This window comes from Psychrobacter sp. TAE2020, assembly GCF_018919485.1.
GTDB lineage: Bacteria > Pseudomonadota > Gammaproteobacteria > Pseudomonadales > Moraxellaceae > Psychrobacter.
This window is the reverse complement of the sequence record NZ_JAHLMU010000001.1, coordinates 2,175,538-2,195,818: the sequence shown is the minus strand read 5'-3', so window position 1 is coordinate 2,195,818 and position 20,281 is coordinate 2,175,538. Positions and strand designations below refer to the sequence as shown.

Genomic DNA, 20,281 nt, shown 5'->3' with positions numbered 1-20,281 from the left:
AACTGTTCAATAACAACGACTAGTAATTATACTTGATTTGCATTGAGGGTGTTAAATTAGCTAGAACTTATAGAGTCACTATCCTGCTATTGCCCAGCGATATCATTAAGCAAAGCAGGTATAAAATAGGTGCGAAAAGCTAGTATTGATAACCTAATGGACAAATTAACTTGTTAAAAATATTTAGAGTTAGGATGGGAAATGACATAGGAGTGGTCATTGAGACTAGGCCTTTAGAACAGGATTTTAAATGATATATTTATCTAGAATTTTTTAGAAGAGCGGGCAGTAGCAACAGTATTTGATAATACAGAAGTATCTACTTCGATAAAGCTAGCGACTTAATTAGTCATAGTAGCCTTGATGGCGTTGATAGCATCGATAGCATTGATAGCTTTAGTAATGGCAACGATTTTTCTGCGAGATTAGCGATAGCTTATAAAAGCCAACCCAACGGCATCTTTAATCCCAACACCGATAGTCAACTTTTATTGACTACCAATAAGAGATGCAGGCCTCAATGAAATATTAGACTATAGCTTGCAATGACTTTAACCAAGGTGCAATAAGGCTACACAGTAGTTAATGAACAAGATAAATATCAACAATGAATGTCAAACATCAGCATCAAGCATTAGTATAACGGCTGGCCTCTGGCATCCAGCGATGAATAAGTTGACTGACATCAGCTTTGCGTTCAGTGTCTTGAATCAGATGCTTAGCTAGCCTTTGCGCAATCGCAAATAACTGCTCATCACGAATTAGATCCGCTAAGTAATAACCAATATTACCCGTTTGCCGTTTACCCAGCAATTCGCCAGGTCCCCGCAGCTCTAAATCTTTTTGCGCAATGACAAAACCATCAGTGCTATCACGCAATACATTTAGGCGCTCAGTACCAATATCCGATAAAGGCTTTTGGTAAAGTAGCACACAGTAGCTCTTAGTTGAGCCACGGCCTACTCGTCCACGTAACTGATGCAGTTGTGATAGACCCAAACGCTCAGCATTTTCGATGACCATTAATGAGGCATTTGGTACATCAACGCCGACTTCGATGACTGTAGTAGCAATCAGTAAATCCAACTCGCCAGCCTTAAACTGCTGCATGATTTGTTGCTTGTCGACCGACTTCATCTTGCCATGTACTAGCCCAATACGAATATCTAAGCGCTCATTTAAGTCTTCATAAGTAGCCTCAGCAGCTTGGGCATCAAGCACACTAGACTCTTCTACTAGCGAGCATACCCAATAAGCTTGTCGCCCAGCTGCGCAATTGATAGCGATACGCTCAATGACCTCGTCACGGCGATTACGGTCAATAGTCACCGTGGTGATCGGTGTGCGCCCCGGCGGTAGCTCGTCAATAATAGAGGTATCCATATCACCGTAGACACTCATCGCCAGCGTACGTGGTATTGGAGTAGCCGTCATAATAAGCTGATGCGGCGTACTACCAGCCACCCCTTTGTTAGTCAGCGCCATGCGCTGCTCAACCCCAAAGCGATGTTGCTCATCAATAATAACTAAGCCTAGTTTGGCAAACTGCACAGCTTCTTGAAACAGCGCATGAGTACCGACTACTATCTGTACCGTATTATCTGCAACGGTTGCTAGAGCTTCGCGGCGCTGCTTTACCGTTTGCTTGCCAGCTAGCCAGCCAACCCCAATACCTAACGGCTCAAACCACTGTTTAAAATTTGATAAATGCTGTTCAGCTAAAATTTCAGTCGGTGCCATAACCGCCACTTGCCAGCCACTATCTAATGCATAACCTGCCGCTCCAGCTGCTACTAAAGTCTTACCAGAACCCACATCGCCTTGTATCAACCTTAGCATCGGAATAGAAGTGGCCATATCAGCTGTGATATCTTTCATAACTCGCTGCTGGGCACCAGTTAACTCAAAGGGTAAAGCGGCAAATAACTTGTCGGTTAATGGGCTTTGGCTGGCACATTTTGGCGCTTTGAACTGATGCAGCTGTTGACGCCGATATAATAAACTCAGCTGATGAGCAGTCAGCTCTTCAATGATCAAACGCTGGCAGGCGGCGTGGGTACGTGCACTCAGTTGGGTCAACAGATTATACTGCTGAGTGGCATCGGTATAAGTAGGCGGCGTATGTAGTAATACTAGAGCTTCAAATATAGTTAAATTATAGACGTTATTATTGAGGTTGCTTGCTGCTAGCTTATCGGACTGAGGGTTAACTTTAGTGTGACCATCACCAAGTGTATGGTCATAAACAGCAGGATTGTTTTTTTGAACACTGCTATCAGGTACTTTATGCGCCAGAGTGGCAAATACATCTTCTACATCGACCTCTTCGGTTAGTACCGTCTGCGGGGCTAGAAAAGGCGCTAAGGGCAAATCGGCAACCGTAGCAAAATCATCTCTAGTTAATAAGGTCATGGGTAGACCCTCACTACGCACCGTTTGCAGCGCCAGTTTAATCAGCGTACGCAGCTTATTTTGATGCAGTCCCTTTACCGTTGGATAGATAGGCTGCAAACCAATATCGATCATTGCCGTATTGCCCGTAATCACTTGGTATTCAGGGTGATGGATCTGCTTGCCATAGCGGGTGACTTTAACTTCCCCAAATAATTGCAGCTCAGTACCTAAGCTCATGGTTTGCTCTAGACCACGATAGACCTTAAAAAACCTTAAACCTACTGTGCCGGTACCATCATCTATTATCACCGTCATACCGCTACGCTTATTATCGACGTGCACCACACGACCAGTAATCAGCGCAGCTTGCCCATGCCCTACATCAGCTATCGATAATAGACGACTGCGATCCTCGTAGCCACGTGGCAAATGCAAAAGTAGATCAAATATGCGCACGATACCCAATTGTGCCAATTGCTCAGCGACTTTGGGTCCAACACCCCCCAGCGCAGATATCGACATATCCAATGCTGAAGCAGGCTGGTTATTTATAGGACGGATGATTGACTGTGTTGCAGGTGTGGGCATTAAAGATCCTAACAATATGACTCTGTTATTAAGGACAGTCTAAGCGTAAACCATTAGGCTGTGGCTTAAGGTATTTATTCTGCCTAATACTTTTGGCTTAGGGTGGCATAGCTTATGACAGCGAAGTTAATACTATTAAATTATAATAATCAATCCGCTAGCAAAAAGCTTACTCTTAGCATTATAGCTGATAATATAATGAATTATGCTAAGCATTAAACAGTAGTGTTTTTTTGGTTTGTTAACCACTTAAGATACTAACATTTTTATTAGAATAATTTTATGTTAAGGTTTTTTATGCCTGTATTATTAACTACTAAGCTCTCTATCCGTCTAAGTCTTGTTGCAACCTTGACGCTATTTACTGGCGCTTGTAGCAGCCTGACACCCACCGTTTCCCCCACTCAATCAGTTGTAAAAGCGCCTAGTGTCGCTCTAGTATTAGGTGGTGGCGGTGCCAAAGGCTTCGCTCATGTAGGGGTCATTCAGGCATTGCAAGAGAATGGGATTACCCCAACGCTAATAGTGGGTACTAGTATGGGCAGTTTAATTGGTAGTCTCTACGCCAGTGGCATGACGGCTGATGATCTTGAGCAATTAGCCGTGACTACTCCAGATAGTGCCTTGATAGATTTCACCCTATCCAATCAAGGCTTTATTCAAGGTATCAAGCTCAAAAACTTTATCAACGCCAAAGTAGCTGGGCAGTCGATAGAGGATTTCCCTATTGCCTTTGCCGCTGTAGCAGCAGAAAAAGACAGTTTAAAAAAGGCGGTGTTTACTACTGGTAATGCTGGACTAGCTGTACAAGCGTCTTGTAGCGTACCTAATATTTTTATTGCCCCGCGTATTCCTGAGACTATTGGCAAAAAATATATTGATGGTGGGGTGATCAGTATTGTGCCAGTCGATAGTGCTATTGAATTGGGAGCAGAAATCGTCATCGCCGTTGATGTTACAGCACCTGCTTCGAGCAACAATACTAATAAGCTATCTACACTTACATCGCTAACCAGCTTTTGGGGCCTGCTTGAGAATAATTTAGCGTCTACAGCCAATGCTAGTGCTAGTAAAAACAGTCGCTCAAAGGTGGGCGAGCTGCAGCGGGCAGATGTGATGATTATTCCTGATGTCGGTCATATTAGCTCTTTAGATAGCAGCCAACGTCGTGCCTTGATCGAGGCGGGTCGAACGGCTACTACCTCACAAATTAAGGTTATCAAGCAACTGATCGCAGAGAAGTCGAATAGCAAGTACGCCACGCTTTAAGTCAGTTGCTATCAGCATTGTCTGCTTGTGAAGGTTCAACACGCCTTAGTAGGCTGCGTCAGTGAGTAAACTACTATTTATTAACGCTCTAGCAGTTATGGATGATCTTAAGCGATAAAAAAACCCATAAGCAATAGTTAGCTTATGGGGAGTCGATTAAAATTCAATGACCAACAGTGATGCCTTAACCTGCTTTTATATCAAGTTGAACCAGCCTTAATCATAGTGATATGAGTGCGCTATTACTGTTACTTTAGAAAATCTAATTCAAATACTCTTGAGCTACCACTGACCTCAAAGCCAACCAATAACAGCGGTTTGCCAGACGGCGAATTTTTACTAGAGACAAAGGTCAAACCTTCAGGGCCTAAATCTCCATCAGCATTAGCCAGTGCCGTACCTGCATGGGCAGCCGATAATTTGGCGTCATCAAAGCTACGGGTATTTATTTCACCGAGTAGTTTGACGTGTATGGGATCAGTCACATCAAACGCCATTATACTAGAGATACGCTCAAGCCCTACAAAAGCAATAGTTTGCGAGCCAACTTGACCTATAGTGACGCCTTCAGGCTCTACTCCTTTATTATCACTACGATTATCGAAGCCATTGTTATCATTACTGGCATTAAAGTTATTCGGATATTTTGCAGCAATGTATTTTTCCATGAGACTGCCACTATCATAGATAGGCATGCTCATATTTTCAGTGTCCCAAATACTAAAAGAGCGTGCGCCAAAACTATATAAGGTATTATAAAGACCATCATTAGCACGGCCCATAACTGATGAGAAGGCCAACCTACCTAGCGCTTTCTTATCTCCGCAGTCCAGTCCATGACACGCAGAAGCATCATACTTTCCACTGTTAACTTGCCCTTTTGGGTAACGCATCTCTTCGTTAAAGTTACCCCACTCGCGTGCATCACCCTCATTAGCAGTCACTAAATAAGTTTTTTTACCGATAGAGTACGTAGCTATGGCGTCTGGCATATACATGCCCATAATAGGCCAAGTAGTAATATTAATAGCGCCATCTTTATCACTAACGTCTAGCTCGTTACTGACTTGGGTATGATCTTTAGCCCCTAACGCCCTAATAGCCGTTACCGTAGCGCTACTAATATCAATAAAGGCAATCGCATTATTCTCTTGTAAGCTCACATAAGCAGTCTTGCCATCTTGCGACACTGCAATATACTCCGGCTCTAAATCTTCAGCTACAGAACTCATCGAGCCATCTGCTTTTTGACCAAAGATCCGCACACCAGAATCGATTAAGCTCTGCTTCTGCGAATTATAACTATCAAAGCTAACGGTCTTGACGATAGGACGATTGATATCGATAATATTAACCACACTTACTGAACCTTCAGCATCAATGATATAGTCATCATCGGGCTCCCCTTCGTTGGCCACTAATAGCGTGTTGCCATCAGGGGTAAAGGTCACCATATCCGGTAGAGCGCCTACCTCAATACTACTGATACGCTCTAAAGTACTAGCGTTATACAGTACCACATGACCTTTATCCGTCTTAATATTGGCTTGTACCGCAAGCGCCACAACGTCACCATGCACCGCCACACTATTCACTGTACTGCCAATATCTGATACATCAAACGAGCTTATAAACGTTGGACTATTAATGTCAGTTAAACTAATTACATCAACCTTTTTATTTTGAGCATTTACCACAAAAGAGCGTCGGCTAGCAGGATGAAAAGCGATAATTTCAGCAGCAGACTCATCAAAGCTGCCATGGACATAACTACCAGCAGGTACAAAATTCACTTTAGAGTAAACGCTGCCTACAGAAACATCACCAGTGCCTATACCACCACCCATACCGTTAATACCATTGTTATCCTCATTGCAAGCTGCTAACCCAGTTATAAAAAAGGCTGGCATCACTAAGCTTATAGCGGTGCGAGCTAGTTTACGCCTTAATTTTTGGTCTGCTGGTGCGACTGTTATCTGCTTAGTGATAAGCTGATCTTTATTAGCTAGTATCGAGGCATGGTTGGCATCAAGCATTGGCAATGTCCTTATTGATGAATAGTTGGCCGTAATAGTGAGCTGCTGCTGACTGCGCTTGTCTACAGTTCGTTATATGACTACTAATAATAGTACTTGCTGAATATGAAAGGACGATGACACCTAACTGACTATTCAATTCAGTGCTAAAAAGGGAATAGCTAAAAATATGCCAAAAAAAAGCACTACCATAAGCAATGATAGTGCTTTTAGGTACTAAATCGATAAAATGGCTATCGACTCGTACTTTAGATTTAGGTTTAAGTTTAAAGTAGCTTATTTCACTCGGGCACGATATTTAACCATCACCGTATCATTTAAGCCAACCCCTTCTAGATTCCAGCGTAGCGCCTGATAGTATTGTAATGGTATCTCTTGAGTCTGACCATTAACTTGTCCTCGTAGTGGCATACGTGCAAAAGCATTACCATCAACACTAGCAAAGGCAAAGTCTGGTGTAACAGCACCCAACAACTCAACTTGTTGCGGAATACTCATACTAACAGTCATCTTGCGTACGCGATCGGCATTGGTATTAGTAAAAAACCCTTGATACTCTAAGATATTGCCAGACTGCAAACGCGTATTTTCATTTACCGGAACCAACAGCTCTTGACCGTTAGCGTCAACACTAATAAGCGAAGCGGTGATTCTGCTGGTGATCGCCTGAGCATTTGAACTAGTACTATTGTTTGATACTTGCATAGCAACAGGGCTATTAGTAGTAGCTTCTGGCGTTGGGAGCATGGCTGACGCCTGCGTAACTACCATTGCGCCAACTAACGTACCGGCAACGACATGAAATAGGCGATGACCGCTCCAAGCGGCAAAAGGGTTGGCAAAAGAGTTGGTTTTTTTCATGATATCTAGGGTTCCTAATTAAGGTGTCGGTAAAACCACACTAATAAAAATAGAGGCTTACAAATTCAAAGGCGACTTTTTGGCTGCTTAAATTAGTCACTGAATATCGATTATTATCGATCAGTCACTAAAGGGCTGCATCTTTATCATAATCTTATACTTTATATTGTTTTTAAGATATAGAGAATATAATAGCTATTAGCATAGCAAAAAGTATTTATAGGTATATTAACCCCGTGTTTAGGTTGTGTATAAAATCGGACTTAGCACTCTAAAATAAAAAGATAGCTCACAACCCTATTTTTTGCTATGGTAAATCTTTAGAGTCAGTAAAGACTTTACTCAACCTTCCTTTTTCTTTCTAATACTTCGTGTTCCTACTATGACTACTAGCGCCATGCCAAAGATAAACCCTGAATACGTCCATTGGTTCCGTAATTCTGCTCCCTACATCAATACTCATCGCGGCAAGACTTTCGTGATTATGTTTGGTGGTGAGGCGGTTAAACATGCAAATTTTAGTACGCTTATCCATGATTTTGCGTTATTGCATAGCTTAGGTATTAAGCTGGTACTAGTGCATGGTGCGCGACCACAAATTGAGAATAGTCTCCAAGAAGCTGGTATTGTTTCGCCACTGCATAAAGACATTCGAGTCACACCACGTACAGCGATGCCGCCTATTCTACAAGCGGTTGGTGCTATTCGTCTGCAAATTGAGGCGCAGCTATCAATGGGCTTGGCCAACTCTCCTATGTATGGCTCGCGTATCGATGCTGTCTCAGGCAATTTTGTCACAGCACGCCCATACGGTATTCGTGACGGTGTTGACTATCAGATGACTGGGGAAGTTCGCTCGATAGATATTGATGCGATAAAAAACAATCTGCTGCATAATCATATTGTTATTCTAGGCTCAATGGGTTTTTCAGCTACGGGTGAAGTTTTCAATCTCTTGGCAGAAGACGTCGCCCTTAGCGCCGCAGTAGCACTAGGGGCAGATAAGCTTATTTTCTTAGGCGAAGAGGCTGACATTAATGACGATGGTCGCCCACTTCATGAGATGATTCCTAATGAAGTTGATCGCTTTTTGCGTGAGCGTGATATTAATAATGAAATTAATTATTTCTTACATTGTGCTAGTAGTGCCTGCCGTCAGGGAGTGCATCGCACCCATATCATCTCATATGCCAAAGACGGTGCCCTGCTGGAAGAATTATTCACTCGTGATGGTTCTGGCACTCTAATTAGCCACGACCCTTATGAAGAAATTCGCCATGCCAATATCGATGACGTCGTTGGGCTGACAGAATTACTAGCTCCTTTAGAAGATCAAGGTATTCTGGTAGCCCGTTCACGCGAGCGCTTAGAGCAAGAGATTGATCTGTATAGTGTGATTGAACGTGATGGTATGATTTTAGGCTGCGCCGCATTGCATCCATTAGATGACGATTCAGCAGAAGTGGCTTGTGTCGCCGTCCATCCTGATTATCGTAAAGGCAGTCGCGGTACTGATCTACTGGCATTTTTAGAGCAACAAGCTCGCAGTCATGGACTACTCAAGCTGTTTGTATTGACTACTCGTACTGCGCATTGGTTTGTAGAGCAAGGCTTTGTAGAAGTTGACGCTAGTGCTTTACCTGAATCCCGACAGCAGCAATACCATAATGGACGTAACTCTAAAGTATTCCAGAAAAAGCTATAGAGATTAGCTTTAATCTCCGCTATTAGCCAACAAAAAAGCCCTCATATTTATAGTATGAGGGCTTTTTTATTGACTAAAATAACTTATTAAAATACAGTGTTATTTTCAGTTATTCTATTTTCAGTTATTCTATTTTTAATTATTTTACTTTTAGTAGTTCAACGACAAATACTAACGTGCTGTTAGGGTCGATGCCTTGATTGCCAGCCTCGCCATAAGCAATATCAGAAGGGATATAGAACTCATACTTTGCACCCTCTTTCATTAACTGAACGCCTTCAGTCCAGCCAGCAATAACTTGGTTCAATGGGAATTCAACTGGTTCGCCACGCTCATACGAGCTATCGAACACTGTGCCATCAATCAATTTACCTTCGTAGTTTACTTCGACTACGTCAGTAGCTTTTGGTGATTTGCCAGTACCAGGAGTCAACACTTTATATTGTAGGCCTGAAGCAGTTACTTTAACCCCTTCTTTTTTAGCATTTTCAGCTAAAAATGCTGCGCCCTTAGTTTTATTCTCTGCAGTTTTAGTTGCCATATCTTTCACAAACTTCTCCTCTTGTACTTTTTGATAGTCCGTCAATACTTTTTCCATTTGTTCTTTAGTTAACGCTGACTTACTGCCTTTGTAACCATCACGGAAGCCTTTTTCGAAGGTATCGATGTCTAAATCAGCAATAGACTCTTTGTTGCCTTCAGCCATCATATAACCCAAGCTATAGCCTACTTTTTGTTCAGCTGTACTTTGCTCAGTTACTGATATGCTAGCGGCAGCAGTTTCTTTGCTATTAGTATTACAACCAGTTAATAGCATAGCACTGGCCAGCACACTAAAAGTCAAAGTGGTGATTTTTTTCATATATTACTCTCGAATGATCAGAACATTAATTAGTTTTTACCTGAATGACATCATAACAAATCTTAGTTTTGTGAGCTATGAATAAGATGAAATTATCGATACAGTGTATAGTTCTTGTTAATTATGATGACTAAGATAACAAGTTATCACACAACTATAGTGCGATGTTAAGCATTCTATCTTTAACTATACCGTTATATCGGCTAAGCTGAATTTAGCTAAATAATGAATCATAATCTGTGACTTAGTATCTTAATCGCTAAAATATAACCAATCTTATGTAAATTCTTACCGAGTAAACTTTATATCCACCTTCTATCAGGTTATTTATTAACACTTACAGTACGAGTTAATATACTAGTCGCCCATTCTTAAAGCACTTCTATCAAAAGTATAGCTACGGAAAACAAAGGTATTTTATCAATCATTTAGATTGGTAGACTTTACTATAAATATATAGCTGCTGTTATTGTATATACTATAGATATATCAGTACTTGAATAGTTAATGACTATTGTCTATTTTGAGACCTATTATTATCTACTTACAACAATACTATTTTACTGCTCAGCAATGAAATCAGTGCAAGAATAATTTGAATTAAAAATACTATTTATATGTTAACAATTTTTAAGAGCTAAACTCCTCACTGTTAACATATGATAATTAGAGGAACAAAGGATGAATCCAATGCTTACATCGTTTAATGGTTATCTTGGCGGGCCAATCGGCTCTATCATCGGTGCTATTTTGATTTTTATCATTGGTTGGCTGGTTGCCCTTGGTATAGCTGCTCTAGTACGTAATGTATTAGCGAAAGTTAATATTAATCAGCGTATGAACACCTCAACAGGTAAATCTTATGACTTAGAAGGTATTATTTCTAAAATCGTATTTTGGTTTATTTTTATTATCGCTATTTCAATGGCACTTGATCAACTGAACCTAAATTCTATTTCAGCACCCTTTGCCAATATGGTAGGTCAAGTATTGTCATTTATTCCTAATCTTATTGCTGCTATTGCTGTTGGTATTATTGGTTGGGTTGTCGCCACTGTAGTACGTACTGCTATTACCGCAGCGTTAGCTAAGACTACTATGGATGAGCGCCTAAGCAGTCATGCTGGTGTTAAGCCTATGAGCAGCACTATCGCTGATATAGTTTACTGGTTTATTTTATTAATAGTACTAACTATGGTTTTAGGTCAATTAGAGCTTGATGGTTTGTTTGCTCCATTAACGAACATGGTTGGCAAGATTTTTGACTTTATCCCCAATATTCTTATTGCTGGTGTGGTCTTTGTGGTGGGTTATATCATCGCCAAGGTTGTACGTGGTATTGTAACCAATCTTGTTTCTACCTTTAATGTACAAGAGCTTGCTTCAAAAGCAGGTTTAAGTCAGCAAAACAGCTTACCTAATATCGCTGGTTCTTTAGCGTTCTTAGTAGTCATTATTCCGACTATCATCGCAGCCTTAAATGCTTTGAAAATCGAAGTAATCGCTCGTCCTGCAACCAATATGCTTAATAAGATCATGGAAGCTCTGCCTAATATCTTTATGGCAACTGCTATCTTAGTGGTGACTTATTATGTAATACGTATGGTCGCTAACATTATCAAAGGTTTATTAGAGAACACTCAGATCAATCAACTGCCTGCGAAAGTAGGTTTGCAAGAAACCATGGGCGACAAAAAGATCTCTGATCTAGTTGGCTATGCGATTATCTTCTTCGCTATGTTATTTGCTGCTATCGCCGCAGCTGATTTGTTAGGTTTCGAACCTATCTCAGCTATTATTACTATGTTTATCGCTTTCGGTGCCAACATCATATTAGGCGCGGTTATCCTATTCATCGGTTTCTGGCTTGCTAATATCATTGCTGGTGTGGTTGAACGTTCTGAAAAAGGCTCACAATTCCTAGCCAATATCGTCCGTGTATTAATTATGGGCCTAGTATTAGCTATGGGTCTAAAAGCTATGGGTATCGCTGACTCTATCGTTAACTTAGCATTCGGTCTAACTTTAGGCGCAGTAGCAGTAGCTTTTGCTCTATCATTCGGTCTTGGTGGTCAAGAAGCTGCCGGTCGTTTCCTGCGTAAAATGCAAGATAAGATGGATGATGAACGTAAAGAAGCTAAAGTAAAATCAGCACTTACTCCTAGTAAATCTACCCAAGAAAAAGTTGTAGAGTCTGTTCGTGATAATACACCTTCAGCAGCAACAACTTCTACTAACGATTTGCGCACAGATATCGTAGATACTAGTACTCTTCATACTAATACTACCGACATTAGTAATAATGCTAAAAATAGCTTATTACCTGGTACCGGTTTAGTTGATGATGATACTAACCTATAAGCTTTTATAGACGTTTATTTATCGATATAAAAAAGACAGCTTAGGCTGTCTTTTTTTGTGGGTGTTTATCAAGCCCTTACGCTATTAGTCGAGATATTAGCAGCTACTAACCCTATAGTTATCACTTATGATCGCTAGAACTGTTAACAATATAATCTCATAGTGAATCAGGCTAAAGGCAATAAATGTTTGCCTGACAAGCTGTCGCTTTCATAATCATGACTTGCTATGATGAAACACGGTATACCAAGAAGTAAAAATATAGCATTTTGACCAATAGTTAAATGCATCAATAAAACCCTGCTTTATGACCACAAGGATTAGAGATCATGAAACGCTTTAAAGAAAAAACGGTTATCGTTACTGGTGCCGGCTCAGGAATAGGCCGTGCAACCGCACTGCGCTTTGCCAACGAAGGCGCCAACGTAGTCTTAGTGGGTCGTACCCTTAAGACCTTGGAAGATACTGCTAAAGAGTTTCCCAAGGATCGTACTTGGATTCACGTTGATAATTATTTAACGGTTGTTTGCGATATTAGTACAGAAGACCAAGTGCAAAAAATGATAGCACTAGTAGTAGAAAAATTCGGCAGGATTGATGTGCTAGTGAATAATGCTGGCAAAGCAACTCAAGGTAAAATAACAGAGCTGTCTGCTGAACAGTGGAAATCGACCATAGATGTCAATCTAAACGGTACTTTCTATGTTTGCAAAGCCGCTATGCCTCAGTTAATCGCCTCCAAAGGTAATATTGTTAATGTCTCTTCGCTCTCTGGAGTCGGTGGTGACTGGAATATGGCTGCTTACAATGCTGCAAAAGCTGGTGTCAGTAATCTAACCCGAACTTTAGCGCTAGATCATGGCGTTGATGGAGTGAGAGTGAATGCCGTCAACCCGAGCGTAACTAAAACCAACATGACTAGCGCCATTCAAGATAATGACATTAAGATTGATAAATTTTTAGCCCGTTGTCCCCTTGGCCGCCTTGCTAGTCCTGAAGATATCGCTGCAGCTATTACCTTTTTGGCCAGTGACGATGCCGCAATGATCACTGGAGTCAATCTACCTGTTGATGGCGGAGTTAGCGCTTCAAATGGTCAGCCGCAGTTTTAACTTATCATTAGTTCTAACTAATTATTCAATAGTGTTATTGATGTCCTGTAGCGGCTGCGATAGACGCTCAGGATGTCTAGGCAGCACACCACGATATTGCTGATAGATCTTTGGCAAGTCAGCTTCGATATCGCCAGTAGGATATACTGGGGATAAAAAGCGTACTTCTTTAGTATTGTAATCAAGCGCCACCGGCAAAATCGGTACATTAGCGCCTAGTGCTAGATAATAAAACCCCGTTTTCCAGCTTTCGGTATAGTCACGCGTACCTTCAGGCGATAAGCCTAAAAATAGTGGTTCACCATTCTTGAATTTATCAATACTGGTTTGCAGCACTGAGCCTTTGGCACTACGATTAATAGGTATTATGCCCATCCATTGTAGTAAATGCTTCAGCACTGGCACTTTAAACAAAGTATGCTTACCCATAATGCTGATTTTTACATCTAATGCAAAGAGACAGGGAAGCGCATAAACGCCATCAATGTTTGAGGTATGAGGTAGCGCTAGTACTACTGCTTGTGAAATATTAGGTATTTCACCGACTGTGCGCCAACCGGCAACTTTCATCAGCCACGAGGATATAGGAGGCACGATGCTGCCATTGCGCTTAGGAACTAAATCCCCTAAGTCTTTTCTAGTTAATTTAGGTAGTTTTTTAGAGCGACCGATCTTAGAATATGTTGCAAACTTGGATGTCATAATGGCACCGCATAATGAAAATATACTGCCATCATAACATCAACTTAAGCTTACTAAATCATCTTTTATAGGCTTTTGTCCAACAATAATCTTATAGATTATTAGTAGCAGAAAACCTGTTAATATATAATATTTTATGCTATAGAAACAGTGGCTTACAAGGATATATTGGCCAAGTTGCCTTTATCTTCTAGCCATAACTTACGATCAGCTGAGCGTTTTTTGGCTAGTAACATATCCATTACACTATTAGTCAATACCATATCGTCCATATCTAACTGCACTAGGCGGCGAGTATCACGATTCATAGTAGTTTCACGCAGCTGTTCAGCGCTCATTTCTCCCAGACCTTTAAAGCGAGTGATTTGCGCTTTTTTATTGCCGGGAACTTTGGCTAATATATGCTGAAGCTCTGGCTCATCCAAAGCATAGTGTACCTCGCGACCGACATCGACTCGATACAAAGGTGGCATTGCTACAAATAGATGGCCAGCATCTACTAGCGCTGGAAAATGCTTTACAAACAAGGCGCAAATCAGGGTGGCAATATGCAAGCCATCCGAATCGGCATCGGCTAAGATACAGACTTTGTCATAGCGTAGTTCAGACAGATCATCAGAGGCTGGATCAACACCGATAGCAATGGCAATATCATGGATCTCTTGGCTCGATAGCACCGTATCGGACGACACTTCCCAAGTATTTAAAATCTTGCCGCGTAAGGGTAATATCGCCTGATAATGGCGATCTCGTGCTTGTTTGGCACTACCACCAGCTGAATCCCCTTCCACTAAAAACAACTCTGCCCCATCACGTAAATCACCACGACAGTCTGCCAACTTACCGGGTAAGGCTGGGCCTTGAGTAATCTTTTTACGAGCGACTTTTTTAGCGGATTTGAGACGACGGCCAGCTTTGTTAATCGCCAGTTCAGCGATTTGTGTGCCTAAATCAGCATGTTTGTTAAGCCATAAGCTAAAGGCATCTTTGGCTAAAGTTTGTACGGCTCCAGCAGCTTCCCGACTAGAAAGACGCTCTTTAGTCTGTCCTGAAAATTGCGGCTCAGAGAATTTCAGCGATAAGATATAGTTAATACCATCCCATACGTCCTCTGCGGTCAGCTTCACACTGCGAGGTAGCAAGTTATGAATATCACAGAACTCACGTAACGCCTCTAAGATGCCAGTACGTAGACCATTTACGTGCGTACCCCCTTGCGCGGTAGGAATAAGGTTCACATAACTCTCTTGCACTGGTGTGCCACCTTCAGGTAGCCACGACAAGGCAAAAGTAATTCCTGCCCGTGCACCATCTTGAGCTTCATGATGATAATAAAAAGGCACCTCTGGGAGAGTCTCAAGGCCATCTAGCTGCTCACCTAAATACTCAACGACCCCATCAGTAAACTGCCAAACGATCTTTTCGTTATTAATATCATCAACGAACTCAATAGTAAGACCAGCGGCCAATACTGCTTTTGCTTTTAAATTATGCTTGAGCTGCTTGATATTGAATTTAGGGCTATCAAAAAAACTTCCATCAGCCCAAAAACGTACTTTAGTACCGCGCTTACGCTTATTCGGACTAACCGACTCAACCAATTCGGTTACAGGTGCGCCATTCTCAAGTGCCATATCATACTGGATAGCATCACGCCAAACGGTAACTTCAAGGCGTGTTGATAAGGCATTAACTACTGAAATACCTACTCCGTGCAGACCACCTGAAACTTGATAATTGGAGGTCGAAAACTTACCACCAGCATGCAGACGAGTTAAAATAATCTCAATGCCCGTTTGCTTAAATTCGGGATGAATATCGGTTGGCATACCACGGCCATCATCTTCTACTGATAATGACCCATCCTCATAAAGATGCACTTTAATGATTTTGGCATAACCTGCTAATGCTTCATCAACTGAGTTATCGATGACTTCTTGTGCCAGATGATTGGGACGAGTAGTATCGGTATACATACCAGGACGGCGACGTACTGGTTCAAGCCCTTCTAAAACTTCTAACGATTGCGCAGTATATTGACTCACAAATACTTCCTTGAATAGTCATAAACAATAAATTCTATAGCTCTATTATAACCAAAAATGGCGTTATTTAGGGGAATAGTCAACCGCGTACGTCATATAATGTCGTCTCTGTCAGCCAGCAATTTAACTATAGTTGTTTTAGTATTTCAAAAACTTCCGGTAAATGCTCTTTAAAATCACTAAAGCGATGATCACCACCTGCTTGCATAATTACCGTCGCACCTTGATGCTTATAAAACGCTGCTGATAGATTAGCATCTAGCAATTCATCGCCTTTTTTTAGCAGCACCGTAACTTGACTCGGATTATCAACCGATAGGAGCTGATGATGAGCGAACCACTGCAAATCTGCTTTAGTAACAGCCCAGCCGCCATCAGTAGTATGCAGAACCTTGTCTTCATCATTATCTGTCTTAAAGGTATCAGCACTCTTATCGGCTTCAAAACGTTGTAGGGTAATATGCGGTAAAGTACTTGGATTAATAAGCAGCGCAGGACAGCCTGTTTCATTACTGACCAAAGTAGCGAAGTAACCGCCTAATGAGCTGCCGACTAGCACCACTTCAGACTCAGTATCTAGCTCTGCCACTAACTGCAATAATTTATAAAAAACTATTTTCGGTGGTTGATTGAGATCAGGGCGATGCACCTTAATGTCAGCATGGTGCTGTTGGCAATATTCCTCTAATAGCAGACCCTTGGTAGAATTGGCGTCACTGTCTAGCCCATGAATATAGATAAGGTTCATGTCTTTGCTCACTTGTTAAATTTGTTTTTGTTTTATGATAAGAATTTAGTCTATGCTAAAAATCATAGCATATAGCAGTCTAGAGTAATAATAGCAATATGGCACACTGATAAGCAGTAGAGGCATAATAGAGCTATTAATCCAGCTATTTTTGCATAAGTGTATTTTTTCTGAAAGTGCAGTATTATGTATTAAAAGACCGCACAATGAGCGTGATATCGCCATGACTCAACAAATCGAATTGTTTGATATTGCCAGTCCCTGCGTTAGTGTTTGCACTAGCAATAAAAAGGGCTATTGCTTCGGCTGTCTGCGCAGTCGTACTGAGCGTCAGTTATGGCTCAGTATGACCAATGAACAGCGTCGTGACGTGCTAAGGCTAATAGCAGGCCGCAAACAGCGTATTGAGCAACTCAAAGATCAGCAACTAGGATTTGATTTTGATGAGGTGGTTGAGGTTGGGGAGTTGTTTTGAAAGACTGGAATTACGAAATAGATAATAAATAATTCTAGTTTAATATTTTTCGTGTTAATTAAAAGAAGTTTTCTGGCCACAAGTATTCTGGTAAACGTTGACGAATTAATTTTGCTTGAGCTTGATAGCCTCTTAATTCAAGTTCCCTGATAAAAACTGGCCAAGGTGGAATATTGCTTTTATATACATTGCTTGAAGAAGTAGACATACCACCACCTTGTGATGTTGATAAATCACCGTATTGCGATGTTGACAAGCCGCCATATTGTGACGTAGATAAACCCCCATACTGCGATGTAGACAGTCCCCCGTATTGAGAAGTAGACATACCTCCATATTGAGATGTAGACATACCTCCATATTGTGACGTCGAAAGTCCTCCACCTTGAGCAGTGCTCAAATTTCTTGGCCAAGTTTTCATATTCTCTATTTCAGATCTAGATATTAGTAATAGTCCTTCTTAAATTTTTATTCATACAGTAAATTATAAGTAAGTAATACAGTATTTAATTCTTAGTAACAGCGTTGTTATAGAAATTAGCGATACTGCTAAACTAAATTAATCTAATGGTGGAAGATTGTTATCACATCTTTGTGCATTAGAGTGAGCTAGTACCTTTCCTACGGATGTAAGTTTAAAAGCATTATTTAGATCATTCCACCACTTTCTAAGCATTTTCAAATGCGTATGTTGATCCCAAATTTTCGTAAATGCATTTATATTCTCATTTCTAGTATCTTCATTTTCATCATAAAGATTGTAAATATCATTGACCGCCTTTACTTGTTCTATAGTTAAGCCTACTCTTTTTTGAATTAGTTTGCCGTCGTGCTCAACTAATTGAAGTAAGAAAAGTTTATCAATTACCTCTCTAAACACAACTGGTATTCTTACAAAATCGGAGTTTAAAGTATGATCTACTAAAAAACTTTGAGGCATATTATTATTTTTGAGAATGATTATTGCTTTTCTAAAATTTTCAGAATCTTTACGTATACCTGAATCTACATAACCACTTAACTGTTCAGAATAAAAGATCTCTACTTTTTTCAAAGTGTTGAATGAATCTAAACGAACTGTATTTAATATTTCTAAATGTTCTAGCCAATCTCTACCTGTAGGTAACTCAAGATAAAATATTTTGCCAAATAGACTATCTAGTATATTCAATCCTTGACGAATATCTCCTGTTGCAGGTAGGAACTGACCTGTAGCATGTAGAACCGTTAAACCTAGTAGGGCATCATCAGATATCTCATCCACAATCTTTACAGCACGACTTATTCCTGCTCTTACTATCCTATTCTCACCTTTCTGAAACCTATGCACTAATAATTCAGAAAGAAGGTCATAATCAGCAGGTCTTTCTGTAGCAGCAGCCGTTTTCTGCGCTTCAACTAATAATAATTGGAAACTAGGATCTGCAAATGCTTCTAAAGCTCCTTCTACATTTTTCAACTTGGGCATTAGTCTATTTTCAAACTCATCAATTCTAGTTTGAGCAATTTTCATTGCTTCTTCAGAATAATCTTTTCTTAACTGAACATGCTTCTCTTCAAAAATTTCTCTCGCACGTTTTTCGTCAATTCCTGATATATTGACTGTCATTTCTTTAGCTTGATAATTACTAGAATTATCACCTCCTTCTTGAGTTTGCTTACTCATCATCTTTCTTGTCCCTTATATTTAAACTTCCACCAACTTGTATATTAGTTGAGTTGTGACCTCCTCTCTGAACTTGCTCATTGACTGAGGATGGACTACTTTTTTTAAAAAGTCGTATTAATAACCCTATAACTCCTAAAGCTGCTCCACTAAAAAGCCACTCTTTATTATCAATTATCCAGGTCACAATTAAACTCCATAAAAATGCACAATAATTGATTATTATATATAGTTTGAGAAAATGATAGTCTGAAACTCCAATTCTACGTAAATAAAACGTTTTAGAACGTTCTAAAAAGAATTAAAAACTCTAAGGCTAACAGTCACAAGTAGAAAGACTGTATATAATGAACAAACAAACAAAACCCCCTTACGCTTTCGCGTAAGGGGGTAATGAGGAATAGAGAGCTGACGATGACCTACTCTCACATGGCCGGAGCCACACTACCATTGGCGCAATGATGTTTCACTTCTGAGTTCGGGAAGGGATCAAATGATACCATCGTGCTATTATCGTCTATTTTATAGCAAACTAGAATCTCTCTTGCCATCTATTTTCTATTAGATTATATTCATTAATATCGTCATGAGGTGCGATATTAGCTTTTAGCTTGAACGATTTACCGCCTACTTCATTCCAGCATTCTGCAAACCATTTAATAAGCTCTTCAGTAGCAATAGTGTATAAATCAATATCCTCATCTTTGTTTCTATATTCTTCCTCAAGCTCATAAGAATAAACATACTCTATATCCAATAACTCAGGATAAACAGGTCACGGATATTGAGCTTGACCATCTACATCAATAAAATGCTCAGAATTACTTTCATCCATAAAAAAAGTCATCACTGGAAATCCTTGTGTGAACCCATCAGCGAAAACTTCGAATTCTAAACTCACAACTTCTTTTGGATAATTATATTCCATGAGCTGTTTTAGTACTGGTTTGATATCGGAACTCAGATTACTTAAATGATTCTGAACTTCTTTTCTAAATCTTTGTTCAATGCTCATTTTATTTCCTTCTTACGAGTTTAAATTGAATCGATAATAGCATAGGATAAACATAATCATGCACAAAAAAAAGCCACCCAACAATCAAGTTAGGGGGCTTTTTAAATAGGGAGCTGAGGAACGAGAAGAGCACCGTAAAAATTACATGCCAAACTGCGAGCACAATTCTTGTCTGGCGTCCGGGCGAAACATTGTTTCGCTTATTCCTTCTCAGGCAGCGCAAGAGAAAACCCTTTAAATAGGGTTTTCTGCGTAGGTCACTACTAAAGTAAAGATAAAAAAATTCCCTAACCAGATAACTGATTAGGGAATTTTAGAATAGAGAGCTGACGATGACCTACTCTCACATGGCCGGAGCCACACTACCATTGGCGCAATGATGTTTCACTTCTGAGTTCGAGAAGGGATCAGGTGGGGCCATCATGCTATTGTCGTCAGCAAA

At 40.4% G+C, this 20,281-nt stretch carries 16 protein-coding genes and 2 rRNA genes; 5 read left to right on the top strand and 13 right to left on the bottom strand.

Going from position 1 to position 20,281, the window contains the following annotated elements:
• Nucleotides 1-627: 627 nt before the first annotated feature.
• Nucleotides 628-2,982 carry an ATP-dependent DNA helicase RecG gene (gene recG / locus KPY62_RS08925; protein ID WP_216581684.1) on the bottom strand — a complete coding sequence of 785 codons (2,355 nt, stop codon included), beginning with the start codon at nucleotides 2,980-2,982 and terminating at the stop codon, nucleotides 628-630.
• Between the two features lie 297 nt (nucleotides 2,983-3,279).
• Here recG and KPY62_RS08920 point away from each other — a divergent pair, with 297 nt between their 5' ends.
• Nucleotides 3,280-4,251: a patatin-like phospholipase family protein gene (locus KPY62_RS08920; protein ID WP_228730632.1), complete on the top strand. Its 972-nt coding sequence runs from the start codon at nucleotides 3,280-3,282 to the stop codon at nucleotides 4,249-4,251.
• Between the two features lie 248 nt (nucleotides 4,252-4,499).
• On the opposite strand, the gene KPY62_RS08915 is transcribed toward KPY62_RS08920, so the two are convergent.
• Together KPY62_RS08915 and KPY62_RS08910 are read right to left on the bottom strand one after the other, a co-directional pair.
• Nucleotides 4,500-6,287: a choice-of-anchor I family protein gene (locus KPY62_RS08915; RefSeq protein ID WP_216581682.1), complete on the bottom strand. Its 1,788-nt coding sequence runs from the start codon at nucleotides 6,285-6,287 to the stop codon at nucleotides 4,500-4,502.
• Nucleotides 6,288-6,563: 276 nt separating this feature from the next.
• A complete protein-coding gene (locus tag KPY62_RS08910) occupies nucleotides 6,564-7,148 on the bottom strand; it encodes a hypothetical protein (RefSeq protein WP_216581681.1) in 585 nt (194 codons plus the stop codon).
• A 382-nt stretch (nucleotides 7,149-7,530) separates the two neighbouring features.
• Between KPY62_RS08910 and argA the strand changes: the two genes are divergently transcribed.
• Nucleotides 7,531-8,853 carry an amino-acid N-acetyltransferase gene (argA, locus tag KPY62_RS08905; protein ID WP_216581680.1) on the top strand — a complete coding sequence of 441 codons (1,323 nt, stop codon included), beginning with the start codon at nucleotides 7,531-7,533 and terminating at the stop codon, nucleotides 8,851-8,853.
• A gap of 139 nt (nucleotides 8,854-8,992) precedes the next feature.
• Here argA and KPY62_RS08900 read toward each other — a convergent pair whose 3' ends face one another.
• Nucleotides 8,993-9,715, bottom strand: a complete 723-nt coding sequence (locus KPY62_RS08900) for an FKBP-type peptidyl-prolyl cis-trans isomerase (protein WP_216581679.1) — start codon at nucleotides 9,713-9,715, stop codon at nucleotides 8,993-8,995.
• A 681-nt stretch (nucleotides 9,716-10,396) separates the two neighbouring features.
• Here KPY62_RS08900 and KPY62_RS08895 point away from each other — a divergent pair.
• Nucleotides 10,397-12,076 (top strand): mechanosensitive ion channel, encoded by a 1,680-nt coding sequence (locus KPY62_RS08895; protein WP_216581678.1) that lies wholly within the window; start codon nucleotides 10,397-10,399, stop codon nucleotides 12,074-12,076.
• Between the two features lie 329 nt (nucleotides 12,077-12,405).
• Nucleotides 12,406-13,188: an SDR family NAD(P)-dependent oxidoreductase gene (locus KPY62_RS08890; RefSeq protein WP_216581677.1), complete on the top strand. Its 783-nt coding sequence runs from the start codon at nucleotides 12,406-12,408 to the stop codon at nucleotides 13,186-13,188.
• 21 nt (nucleotides 13,189-13,209) lie between these two features.
• On the opposite strand, the gene KPY62_RS08885 is transcribed toward KPY62_RS08890, so the two are convergent.
• The 3 genes from KPY62_RS08885 to KPY62_RS08875 form a co-directional block, all read right to left on the bottom strand.
• The gene (locus tag KPY62_RS08885) at nucleotides 13,210-13,890 is read right to left on the bottom strand and encodes a lysophospholipid acyltransferase family protein (RefSeq protein WP_216581676.1); all 681 of its coding nucleotides are present in this window, start codon (nucleotides 13,888-13,890) and stop codon (nucleotides 13,210-13,212) included.
• A 155-nt stretch (nucleotides 13,891-14,045) separates the two neighbouring features.
• Nucleotides 14,046-15,935: a DNA topoisomerase IV subunit B gene (gene parE, locus KPY62_RS08880; protein WP_216581675.1), complete on the bottom strand. Its 1,890-nt coding sequence runs from the start codon at nucleotides 15,933-15,935 to the stop codon at nucleotides 14,046-14,048.
• Nucleotides 15,936-16,062: 127 nt separating this feature from the next.
• Nucleotides 16,063-16,683 carry a YqiA/YcfP family alpha/beta fold hydrolase gene (locus tag KPY62_RS08875; RefSeq protein WP_216581674.1) on the bottom strand — a complete coding sequence of 207 codons (621 nt, stop codon included), beginning with the start codon at nucleotides 16,681-16,683 and terminating at the stop codon, nucleotides 16,063-16,065.
• Nucleotides 16,684-16,906: 223 nt separating this feature from the next.
• On the opposite strand from KPY62_RS08875, the gene KPY62_RS08870 reads away from it, so the two are divergent.
• On the top strand, nucleotides 16,907-17,158 hold the full coding sequence (locus KPY62_RS08870; protein ID WP_216581673.1) for a DUF1289 domain-containing protein: 252 nt from the start codon (nucleotides 16,907-16,909) through the stop codon (nucleotides 17,156-17,158).
• 58 nt (nucleotides 17,159-17,216) lie between these two features.
• Here KPY62_RS08870 and KPY62_RS08865 read toward each other — a convergent pair whose 3' ends face one another.
• The 6 genes from KPY62_RS08865 to rrf (KPY62_RS08840) all read right to left on the bottom strand — a co-directional run bounded on the left by KPY62_RS08865 (nucleotide 17,217) and on the right by rrf (KPY62_RS08840) (nucleotide 20,278).
• The gene (locus tag KPY62_RS08865) at nucleotides 17,217-17,579 is read right to left on the bottom strand and encodes a hypothetical protein (protein WP_228730631.1); all 363 of its coding nucleotides are present in this window, start codon (nucleotides 17,577-17,579) and stop codon (nucleotides 17,217-17,219) included.
• Between the two features lie 138 nt (nucleotides 17,580-17,717).
• Complete coding sequence (locus KPY62_RS08860) at nucleotides 17,718-18,827, bottom strand: LPO_1073/Vpar_1526 family protein (protein WP_216581672.1); 1,110 nt, start codon at nucleotides 18,825-18,827, stop codon at nucleotides 17,718-17,720.
• On the bottom strand, nucleotides 18,817-19,011 hold the full coding sequence (locus KPY62_RS08855; protein WP_216581671.1) for a hypothetical protein: 195 nt from the start codon (nucleotides 19,009-19,011) through the stop codon (nucleotides 18,817-18,819). The genes KPY62_RS08860 and KPY62_RS08855 overlap by 11 nt, the downstream gene beginning before the upstream one ends.
• 219 nt (nucleotides 19,012-19,230) lie before the next feature.
• Nucleotides 19,231-19,345, bottom strand: a 5S ribosomal RNA gene (rrf, locus tag KPY62_RS08850).
• Between the two features lie 254 nt (nucleotides 19,346-19,599).
• Entirely contained in the window at nucleotides 19,600-19,839 is a 240-nt protein-coding gene (locus KPY62_RS08845; protein WP_216581670.1) for a hypothetical protein, read from the bottom strand.
• Between the two features lie 324 nt (nucleotides 19,840-20,163).
• Nucleotides 20,164-20,278, bottom strand: a 5S ribosomal RNA gene (gene rrf / locus KPY62_RS08840).
• Nucleotides 20,279-20,281 lie beyond the last annotated feature (3 nt).

Bases quoted from the DNA above. Each gene is read 5' to 3' on its own strand.
- KPY62_RS08900 (WP_216581679.1), bottom strand. From the start codon at position 9,715: ATGAAAAAAATCACCACTTTGACTTTTAGTGTGCTGGCCAGTGCTATG.
- KPY62_RS08845 (WP_216581670.1), bottom strand. From the start codon at position 19,839: ATGAGCATTGAACAAAGATTTAGAAAAGAAGTTCAGAATCATTTAAGT.
- KPY62_RS08875 (WP_216581674.1), bottom strand. From the start codon at position 16,683: ATGAACCTTATCTATATTCATGGGCTAGACAGTGACGCCAATTCTACC.
- KPY62_RS08920 (WP_228730632.1), top strand. From the start codon at position 3,280: ATGCCTGTATTATTAACTACTAAGCTCTCTATCCGTCTAAGTCTTGTT.
- argA (WP_216581680.1), top strand. From the start codon at position 7,531: ATGACTACTAGCGCCATGCCAAAGATAAACCCTGAATACGTCCATTGG.
- KPY62_RS08860 (WP_216581672.1), bottom strand. From the start codon at position 18,827: ATGATGAGTAAGCAAACTCAAGAAGGAGGTGATAATTCTAGTAATTAT.
- KPY62_RS08870 (WP_216581673.1), top strand. From the start codon at position 16,907: ATGACTCAACAAATCGAATTGTTTGATATTGCCAGTCCCTGCGTTAGT.
- KPY62_RS08865 (WP_228730631.1), bottom strand. From the start codon at position 17,579: ATGAAAACTTGGCCAAGAAATTTGAGCACTGCTCAAGGTGGAGGACTT.
- recG (WP_216581684.1), bottom strand. From the start codon at position 2,982: ATGCCCACACCTGCAACACAGTCAATCATCCGTCCTATAAATAACCAG.
- KPY62_RS08890 (WP_216581677.1), top strand. From the start codon at position 12,406: ATGAAACGCTTTAAAGAAAAAACGGTTATCGTTACTGGTGCCGGCTCA.
- KPY62_RS08895 (WP_216581678.1), top strand. From the start codon at position 10,397: ATGAATCCAATGCTTACATCGTTTAATGGTTATCTTGGCGGGCCAATC.
- KPY62_RS08910 (WP_216581681.1), bottom strand. From the start codon at position 7,148: ATGAAAAAAACCAACTCTTTTGCCAACCCTTTTGCCGCTTGGAGCGGT.
- KPY62_RS08915 (WP_216581682.1), bottom strand. From the start codon at position 6,287: ATGCTTGATGCCAACCATGCCTCGATACTAGCTAATAAAGATCAGCTT.
- KPY62_RS08885 (WP_216581676.1), bottom strand. From the start codon at position 13,890: ATGACATCCAAGTTTGCAACATATTCTAAGATCGGTCGCTCTAAAAAA.